An 8371-nucleotide genomic window follows, 5' to 3' on the forward strand; every position below is an offset into this window, starting at 1 on the left:
ATGCCCCTGGTTTCCCTTGTGGGCGGTCGGCATCAATGCTCGCAGTAGTGTTTTCTCCCTGTTCCAGTCGAGTCGACGGGCACTGAGAATCTGGCTGGCATAGAGTTTTGCAGGCACATTAAGCGAATCAAACCAGATTTCACCACAGCAGCCAGGACCGTCGCCGCTAAAGAGCCCCTGCTTCAAACCGATACAAGTGGCCGTGGCATCCGCATGCACAGCACAATCCATGGCAACGCCGCTGTCTGCATTGAGACCCGAGGGAATATCAATCGCAAGCACCGGGGCTCGCATTGAATTGAGCTGTGCAATACATTCGGCCCAGCGCCCCTCTACTTGCCTGTCGAGCCCGGTACCGAGCAAGGCATCGACGATCACGCCGTGATCCCTGTCGACATCCAGTGATGCAATTATGTCGATATCCAGCTTTTCACACGCCCTGGCGTTGATCAGCGCATCGCCTTGCAAGCGTGTCTCATCAACCATCGGCAGCAGCCGGACCGTGAAGCCTGCCTCATGTGCCAGGCGTGCCACCACGTAACCGTCACCACCATTATTACCGCCACCACAAAGCACAGTGACAGTTTTTCTGTCCGGCCATCTCTTACACAATAGTTCAAACGCAAAACTTCCTGCGCGCTCCATCAACTGCAGTGACGGAATCGAAAACTGTTCGATTGCAAGGCGATCGAGTTCACGCACCTGCGCTGCACGATAGAGTGCATAAGGGAGCTGATCTTTTTGCGGCAGTCTTCTCATTTCTGTCATCTGATCTTTCAACTGGTGTAATGCAAGGGTTAAACGGATAATGGATAACTTCAATAATAACCCAGCAGACGCCATTTGATGACTGAATCATCAACAGCACTTCATCAGGTCGCCTGCGACATCAAGTCGTGGGCCAGCGAACTCGGCTTTCAGCAGTGCGGTATAACGGATACTGACCTGACGCTTGCCGAGTCGCGTCTGCACGCCTGGCTCGGACATGGCTACCAGGGTGACATGGAGTACATGTCACGGCATGGTGTAAAACGCTCGCGGCCGGCGGAGTTGGAACCAGGCACCCTGCGGGTAGTTTCCGTACGCATGAACTACCTGCCCGACACGCAGGAGGATCTGCTCGCGCTGACGCAGGAACCGGCGCAGGCATTTCTCTCACGTTATGCGCTCGGACGTGACTATCACAAGCTGCTGCGCAAACGCCTGCAGCAACTGGCAGACAGGATCACATCAGCACATGGCAAATTCGGCTATCGCGTCTTCGTCGACTCGGCGCCTGTACTCGAGAAACCAATTGCGGAAAAAGCGGGGCTTGGATGGATCGGCAAGCACAGCAACCTTATCAGCAGGGATGCGGGGTCATGGTTTTTTCTCGGTGAACTCTATGTCGACTTGCCGTTGCCAATTGATGAACCGTCAGAGGAACATTGCGGTAGCTGCAGTGCCTGCATTGATATCTGCCCCACGCAGGCAATCGTCGAACCCTTCGTGGTTGATGCGCGCCGCTGCATCTCCTACCTGACCATAGAACTGCACGATGCTATTCCGCTTGCACTGCGCAAACAAATCGGCAATCGCATTTACGGCTGTGATGACTGCCAGGCGGTGTGTCCGTGGAATCGCTTCTCACAAAATGGTGCAGAAGAGGACTTTCTGCCACGTCACGAACTTGACCAGACGACCCTGCTCGAATTATTCAGCTGGGATGAAGAGACTTTTCTTAATCGCACAGAAGGCTCGGCGATCCGGCGTATCGGCTACCAGCGTTGGCAACGCAATCTTGCCGTGGCACTTGGAAATTCCAAAGGCGGAACTGAGGTGATCAGCAGCCTGCAGCATGCACTTACAGATGCATCACCTATGGTCAAAGAACATATCGCGTGGGCGCTTTCGAATCTCTGTAGCGATTAATTCTTACTATTGTCGTCGTCCACACTCATTGGTTCGAGATTGAAGAAATGCTCGCGGTAGTGCTTGAGTTCGGCAATAGAGTCGCGAATATCATCCATCGCCAGGTGCTTGGCCTGTTTGCTTAAACCCTTAAGTGCATCAGGCTTCCAGCGCCTGGCAAGCTCCTTGACGGCACTGACATCGAGATTGCGATAGTGAAACCAGGCTTCCAGCCTCGGCATCTCACGGGCCATGAAACGCCTGTCCTGGCAAATACTGTTGCCGCACATGGGTGATGCACCCTCGGCCACGTATTGTTCAAGGAAAGCAAGTGTCTCGCGTTCCGCTGCAGCTGCGTCATGCTTGCTTTCACGCACACGGTCAACCAGGCCGGATTCACCATGGGTGCGGGTGTTCCAATCGTCCATCGCATCCAGCACCTTGTCCGGTTGGTGGATGGCAATCACGGGGCCCTCGGCAACCACCTCCAGCTGTTGATCGGTGACAATAGTTGCGATCTCGATGATGGTGTCATTGCGCGTGTCCAGGCCAGTCATTTCGAGGTCGATCCAGATCAGGCGAGTGTGCTCTTCAGCCATGTAATTCAGTTCCGCTAGAGGTATTGGTAAAGAGTGCCATTTTTGACTCGTGAAATCAAAGAGTCAATGATGCACGTCCCTTCAGGCATTTCCACATGGATGGAGGTGTCACCTGTAACTGGTTTCGACTAAACTGTGACTATATTTCCAGATTGGATTCACAAAATGAAAAAACTGCTACTTGCAGGCATGGCGCTACTGACAGCAGGTGCTGCACAAGCCCAGAATGCGGAAGAGCTGGTACAACGCGACTGCTCCAGGTGCCACGGCACAGAAATCTATACACGTGCCGAGCGCAGAGTTGGAAACATCAATGCCCTTGAGGCACAAGTCAGGCGTTGCGATGCCAATCTTGGTACACGCTGGTTCGACGAGGATATTCATGCTGTTGTCAAATATCTCAACAACAACCACTACAAATTCAAGTAAGCGCTTATGGCCCGGCGTCTGAGCAAGCAGCAGGCTGCACGCATCGCAAAACGCCAGCAACAACAGAGAGAGTCTGCCGGCAGCGAATCTGCTGCTGATAACAATGAGAGCATCGGCGAGGCACAGCAAGGCACTGTCATCATTCGCCATGGCAAGCAGGTGGTCATAGCAGATAACGAACAACAAATGACACCCTGCCAGATTCGGCAGAATATCGGCCAGATCGTTTGTGGCGACAATGTTGTCTGGCATCGCATCGATGAACATCACGGCATTGTCTCGGCACTCGAGGAGCGCCACTCAGCACTGGCGCGCCCTGACTACAGCGGCCGTGACAAACCTATTGCCGCAAACATCACCCAGCTTGTCGTCGTCATCGCTCCACAGCCTGAGCCAACCGGCTACCTTATCGACCAGTACCTGGTAACAGCCGAGTTAATCGGTGTCAGGGCGGTGATACTTCTCAACAAGTGTGACTTACTCGACGACAGTGACTCATCTCGCAGGCTCGAACAGCGACTCGATGACTACCGGGGAATCGGTTATGAGACTATCGCTATCAGCGCCAAGCAGCAGATCGGACTAGAACAGCTGGAACAGCTGTTTGCCGATGAAACCAGTATCCTTGTGGGGCAATCTGGCGTCGGCAAGTCATCCCTGATCAATCGCCTGATTCCTGACCAGGAGATTCAGACAGGTGCAATCTCCGAGGCAACCGGGCTGGGGCGTCATACCACTTCGACAACGACTCTCTACAGGCTGCCAACGGGTGGACGCATCATCGATTCGCCTGGCGTGCGCAGTTTTCGCCTCACCATCAACAGTCGTGAACAGCTGGGATCCGGATTCAGGGAGTTCGCCACCCTGCTGGGGCATTGTCGTTTCTCCAACTGCAGTCACTCGCACGAACCTGACTGCGCGCTGATTGAAGCACGGGATACCGGTAAGATTCCGGCCTGGCGCCTGGAGCATTTTCAACAGTTAGCGGATACCCTCAAGAGCGGGCGATCTTAAGCGGTTTTAACAGTAATAGACACAACTCTACTGATCATCCGATTCTGATATCTCTTCCGCCTTACCCAGCTTGATTGCATTCTGAAGAACTGACTTGTTGAAGAACACTGTCTCTTTGGTGGTGATATTCCGAGTTTCCCACCTATCACCCGCATCAGAAATAATCTCAATTGCCATACCGGAAATCATCATCTTCTTACCAATCATTTCATCCATAATTGATCCTCACTGTCACTCGAAAACACCCGGTTTACCCAACACTCTTCAATGCTAAATCCTTCATCATGAATATCGCTGCATAACAGGGATATGTTATTTTACTTTCTATATTGAAAGAAGGAGTATTCGGATGAACTACTGGCTGATGAAGTCGGAACCTGATGTCTTTGGTATCGATCACCTGATCGCCATGCCGAAAAAGACCGAACACTGGGATGGCGTGAGAAACTACCAGGCGCGCAATATGATGCGTGATGACATGAAAAAAGGCGATCTCGTCTTCTTTTATCACTCCAACTGCAAGGAGCCGGGTATTGTCGGCATCATGACGGTTGTAAAAGAGGGCTATCCTGACCACACGGCATTCGATGCCGAAGAGAAATACTACGACCCCAAGAGTGATCCGGATAACCCGCGCTGGTACATGGTCGATATCAAGCACAAGCGTCGGCTCAAGCGCAACATTACACTAGAGGAGTTGAAAACCTTCGCAGATACCGAGCTCAAGGATTGTCCACTAGTCAGGCGTGGTAACCGCCTGTCGATCATGCCCCTGAGCGAAGCACAGTGGGATTTCATCCTGTCACTGGAGTGAAGAGAGTTTAACTCTACTTTTTCGGACCAGGCTTGATCGAATCGATTGAGACCACGTCTGCAGTGCGCTTCTCATCAGTGAAATAGGGTTTTTCTACGCCAGCACCCGCCTCATCGGCAAGCTCCCGTTCGCGCGCCGCAATCATCCCCAGGCAGCTACGCACCTGGTCAATGGTCATATCTGACAGGGGATGCTTCATGTCCCTGTGTTCAGGCGTGGTGTCCTTGATAATACTGGCCAGCACCTTGCGCATGGTCATGAGGATTTGACGCTCTTTGCTCGAAATGTCGTTCATTTTTTCAGTCGAAACCTGTTGATATACTTTAATATGCAAAGAATACCCCTGTCGAGAGGTGAAAAAAAGCCTGACCGCCAGCGGTTTATTGGTGAGCTGGAGCTTACAGGACTGCTGAATATACCCGCACACAGCAATATCCTGCATAACCAGCAACAGACAATCAAATCGGAGAGCTTGCCCATGGATTCATCACTCATTATCACGGCTGCCATCATCCTTATCCCGTTAATCGTTGGATACACGATTTACGCTGGCCTGATCCGTAAGAAGAACATGGTTCTGGAGGCGCTCTCGGGTATCGATGTGCAGTTCCAGAAACGTGCCGACCTGGTTCCCAACATGCTCAAGGCTGCAAAGAAATACATGGAGCATGAGAAAGAGCTGTTCAGTGAGATTGTTGAACTGAGAAATTCAGCCAACGCCGGCTATGACAAGTCTGATCCGCAACAAGTCGGCAAGCATATTGAAGCTGAAAACCAGCTCAAGTCGAAGATTGATGCGCTGAAAATTACCGTGGAGAACTACCCTGAACTGAAATCGGACGCCACCATGCTTGATGCAATGGACTCTATGGAAAACGTCGAGCACAACCTCAGTGCAGCCAGGCGCTTCTACAATTCTGCAGTTGGTGATCTCAATAATGCAGTCGAAATTTTTCCCAGCAGCCTCTTTGCCGACTGGCTGAACATCCACCAGATGCCCTTCTTCGAGGCAGAGGAGTCTGCGAGGAAGGCGATCGACGCTTCAGACTATTTGTAATTGAATAGGCGTGTAGTGATGAGCGGCTCTGAACAAAGCGGGACGCCAGAACTCGACCCTGAGATTTTCCGCGATGCCGGAAAATTTGAATTGGAATCCATCGAGGTTCTGGCCGGCTATAAAAAGAAGAAGTCCACCATTCTGATTATCGGCCTGCCGATACTTGCTGTTGTTGCCCTGTTTGCACTCAGGAATCTCGACAACCTCCTGCTCCCGATGATACTAGGATTTCCCGGTGTTGCAGCAATAGGATTCTTTCTCGCTCTTGCACACAAACCGGCCAGTGAGTTTAAAAACAGGATAAAGGCTGAATTTGGAAATCGTGTGCTTGGCCACTACGGTGAAAACATGAAACTCCAGACACAGGGTATCAGTGAAAGCGAGTTTCGCTATGCCGTGGAAGATATCGCCCCAAATTACGACAGGTACAGATCGGAAGACCTGATCACCGGTGTTATCAAGGGAACCGATTTCAGATTCTATGAGGTAGAACTCAAGGAAGAGAGGAAACGTACCGATTCGAAGGGACATACGACAACCACATATGTCACGGTGTTCAAAGGTTTTATCGTCTCTATACATCTCAACCGACAGTACAGGGGCTCTATCCGCATCTCTGCTGATTCTGCATTAAACAGGTGGTTTAGCAAGGATCATGTACGTCTTGAAAGCACGGAGTTTGAGAAGCTCTTTGATGTACATGCTGATGACCAAATCAGTTCCAGAACCATTCTTACACCGCTTTTCATGGAAAAGCTGACAGAGCTGGCTCTTAGCCCGGCGTTTTCAACCAACAGACAGAAAGGCTTATTTGGTCTGGGTGGTAATTCAAAGCGATCGGCAATCCAGGCGACGATCAAGAACGACTACATCAACCTGATGATTCACAGCAACGGGAACAAGTTTGAAGTAGATGACGATGGCAAGCAGGTTCATCTGAAAAAATTCGCCATGGCGATTCAAGAAGATATGAAAGCGATCACCCACTGCATTGAGGGCCTCAAGTTGGAGCAGACCTGATCAAATACTAACGCTACGGCTATTCTCAAAGAGAGGAACGTACTCCGTCAGGAGTGGAGCATTAACTCCCTGTTATTGCGTATTCAACGGCTTTTTCCGCATGTATGGCAGTTGTATCCAACAACCTGACATCCGTATCAACCTGATTGACTAACATCCCGATTTCAGTACACCCGAGAATGACCGCCTCCGCTCCCTGGTCAGACAGGGCACTGATGATGCGCAAATACTCCACCTTGGAGTCAGCCTCAGTCTCCCCCAGACAAAGTTCCTGGTAAATCACTCTATGAACGATTTCCCTGTCAGCCCTGTTTGGCACCAATACCTCAAGACCATAGTTATTCTTCAGCCTTCCTTTATAAAATTCCTGTTCCATTGTGAAGGCTGTACCCAGCAGTCCAACTGTTTTAATGCCTTCGTTAACCAGGACATCTGCGGTTGCGTCAGCGATGTGGAGCAGAGGAATCTGAACTGCAGCCTCAATCTCCGGGGCAATCTTGTGCATGGTGTTTGTGCAAATAAGTAGAAAATCGGCTCCTGCAGACTGAACATTTTTTGCCGCCTCAATCAGGATATCTGTTGTCCCCTCCCAGTCTCCTGCTTGCTGCAGTTTCTCAATCGGTTCGAAATCAACACTATACATAACGATTTCTGCTGAATGCAGGCCGCCAAGAGCATTTCTGACACCCTCGTTAATTTTCTTGTAATAGCCGAGAGTACTTTCCCAACTCATACCGCCAAGTAAACCGATTGTTTTCAATGTTTGGCACCGCTGAGGTTGAGACCAATAACACCTGCAATGATTAGAAAGATACTGAATACCTTCAAGGTAGATAGCGGCTCCTTGAAGTACAGAATACCAACAGCAGCAATGAGCGCAGTACCAACACCGGCCCACACTGCATAGGCAACACTGACATCAATTTTTTTCAGTGCCAGGGTAAGCACTGCAAAGGACGCTGCGTAAAAAACAAAAATCAGGATTGATGGTACTAGCGTCGTAAAGCCATCAGACAATTTCATGGAGACCGTTCCGGATACTTCCAGAACAATTGCTCCTGCTAATGCCAACCATGGGTTCATCAATTGTGTTCCTTTGTCGTTTCAGGCATCACATTTGGGATTATGAACAGTTTTTACTCCGACCCCAAACTACCATCATCTCCAAACCAACGCTTGAGTGTTTCTCTGGCTTTGGCAGCATGCTCTTCTTTGATATGTGCAGAGACTGTAGCTGCCGCAGCAGCTAATGCTCCAAGGTCATCCACATATCCGCCAGGCAAGAGATCCGGAACTGCATCAACAGGAAGGATGAAATAGGCAAGAGCACCCGTGATCACTGCCTTTGCCCAGGCCGGGGTATCAGAATCCAGCGTTGCGTAATAGAGCTTTAATGCCAATTCAATGACTTCACGACCAGCCATGATCGCGTATTTCTTAATCTTCGACCAGCAAGCGTGTCTTTGATCTCGTGATGTAAAACGGGACATCCAAGTCGCCCTTTTACACTCGATCTTCGACAGCCTTTATTGCCCCGGACGCCCTGCG

13 protein-coding genes are annotated in these 8371 nt (G+C 50.6%); 6 read left to right on the forward strand and 7 right to left on the reverse strand.

Annotation, left to right across the window (positions count from 1 at the left end):
- On the reverse strand, window positions 1–768 hold a 768-nt coding region (locus BOW51_RS04870), incomplete at its 3' end, for an NAD(P)H-hydrate epimerase (RefSeq protein WP_078476705.1).
- A 78-nt stretch (window positions 769–846) separates the two neighbouring features.
- Between BOW51_RS04870 and queG the strand changes: the two genes are divergently transcribed.
- Entirely contained in the window at window positions 847–1911 is a 1065-nt protein-coding gene (queG, locus tag BOW51_RS04875) for a tRNA epoxyqueuosine(34) reductase QueG (RefSeq protein ID WP_078476706.1), read from the forward strand.
- Here queG and orn read toward each other — a convergent pair.
- Window positions 1908–2489, reverse strand: a complete 582-nt coding sequence (gene orn / locus BOW51_RS04880; protein WP_078476707.1) for an oligoribonuclease — start codon at window positions 2487–2489, stop codon at window positions 1908–1910. The genes queG and orn overlap by 4 nt on opposite strands.
- A 165-nt stretch (window positions 2490–2654) precedes the next feature.
- Between orn and BOW51_RS04885 the strand changes: the two genes are divergently transcribed.
- Both BOW51_RS04885 and rsgA read left to right on the forward strand, forming a co-directional pair.
- On the forward strand, window positions 2655–2918 hold the full coding sequence (locus BOW51_RS04885) for a hypothetical protein (RefSeq protein WP_078476708.1): 264 nt from the start codon (window positions 2655–2657) through the stop codon (window positions 2916–2918).
- Between the two features lie 6 nt (window positions 2919–2924).
- Window positions 2925–3932 carry a small ribosomal subunit biogenesis GTPase RsgA gene (gene rsgA, locus BOW51_RS04890; RefSeq protein ID WP_078476709.1) on the forward strand — a complete coding sequence of 336 codons (1008 nt, stop codon included), beginning with the start codon at window positions 2925–2927 and terminating at the stop codon, window positions 3930–3932.
- 27 nt (window positions 3933–3959) lie between these two features.
- Here the strand turns inward: rsgA and BOW51_RS04895 are convergent, their stop codons facing one another.
- Window positions 3960–4148, reverse strand: coding sequence for a hypothetical protein (locus BOW51_RS04895; protein ID WP_078476710.1), 189 nt, complete (start codon window positions 4146–4148; stop codon window positions 3960–3962).
- Window positions 4149–4281: 133 nt separating this feature from the next.
- Between BOW51_RS04895 and BOW51_RS04900 the strand changes: the two genes are divergently transcribed.
- Window positions 4282–4746: an EVE domain-containing protein gene (locus BOW51_RS04900; RefSeq protein ID WP_078476711.1), complete on the forward strand. Its 465-nt coding sequence runs from the start codon at window positions 4282–4284 to the stop codon at window positions 4744–4746.
- A 13-nt stretch (window positions 4747–4759) separates the two neighbouring features.
- Here the strand turns inward: BOW51_RS04900 and BOW51_RS04905 are convergent, their stop codons facing one another.
- Window positions 4760–5041: a segregation and condensation protein A gene (locus BOW51_RS04905; RefSeq protein WP_078476712.1), complete on the reverse strand. Its 282-nt coding sequence runs from the start codon at window positions 5039–5041 to the stop codon at window positions 4760–4762.
- Between the two features lie 183 nt (window positions 5042–5224).
- On the opposite strand from BOW51_RS04905, the gene BOW51_RS04910 reads away from it, so the two are divergent.
- Window positions 5225–5803: a LemA family protein gene (locus tag BOW51_RS04910; RefSeq protein ID WP_078476717.1), complete on the forward strand. Its 579-nt coding sequence runs from the start codon at window positions 5225–5227 to the stop codon at window positions 5801–5803.
- A gap of 18 nt (window positions 5804–5821) precedes the next feature.
- Window positions 5822–6823 (forward strand): DUF3137 domain-containing protein, encoded by a 1002-nt coding sequence (locus BOW51_RS04915; RefSeq protein ID WP_078476713.1) that lies wholly within the window; start codon window positions 5822–5824, stop codon window positions 6821–6823.
- Window positions 6824–6884: 61 nt separating this feature from the next.
- Here the strand turns inward: BOW51_RS04915 and BOW51_RS04920 are convergent, their stop codons facing one another.
- Genes BOW51_RS04920 through BOW51_RS04930 form a run of 3 tightly spaced genes read right to left on the reverse strand, consistent with a single transcriptional unit; the run spans window position 6885 to window position 8313 of the window.
- The gene (locus BOW51_RS04920; RefSeq protein ID WP_078476714.1) at window positions 6885–7583 is read right to left on the reverse strand and encodes an aspartate/glutamate racemase family protein; all 699 of its coding nucleotides are present in this window, start codon (window positions 7581–7583) and stop codon (window positions 6885–6887) included.
- Window positions 7580–7906 carry a DMT family transporter gene (locus BOW51_RS04925; RefSeq protein ID WP_078476715.1) on the reverse strand — a complete coding sequence of 109 codons (327 nt, stop codon included), beginning with the start codon at window positions 7904–7906 and terminating at the stop codon, window positions 7580–7582. The genes BOW51_RS04920 and BOW51_RS04925 overlap by 4 nt, the downstream gene beginning before the upstream one ends.
- Before the next feature lie 53 nt (window positions 7907–7959).
- Window positions 7960–8313: a YkvA family protein gene (locus tag BOW51_RS04930; protein WP_078476716.1), complete on the reverse strand. Its 354-nt coding sequence runs from the start codon at window positions 8311–8313 to the stop codon at window positions 7960–7962.
- Window positions 8314–8371 lie beyond the last annotated feature (58 nt).

Source organism: Solemya elarraichensis gill symbiont, assembly GCF_002021095.1.
GTDB lineage: Bacteria > Pseudomonadota > Gammaproteobacteria > Chromatiales > Chromatiaceae.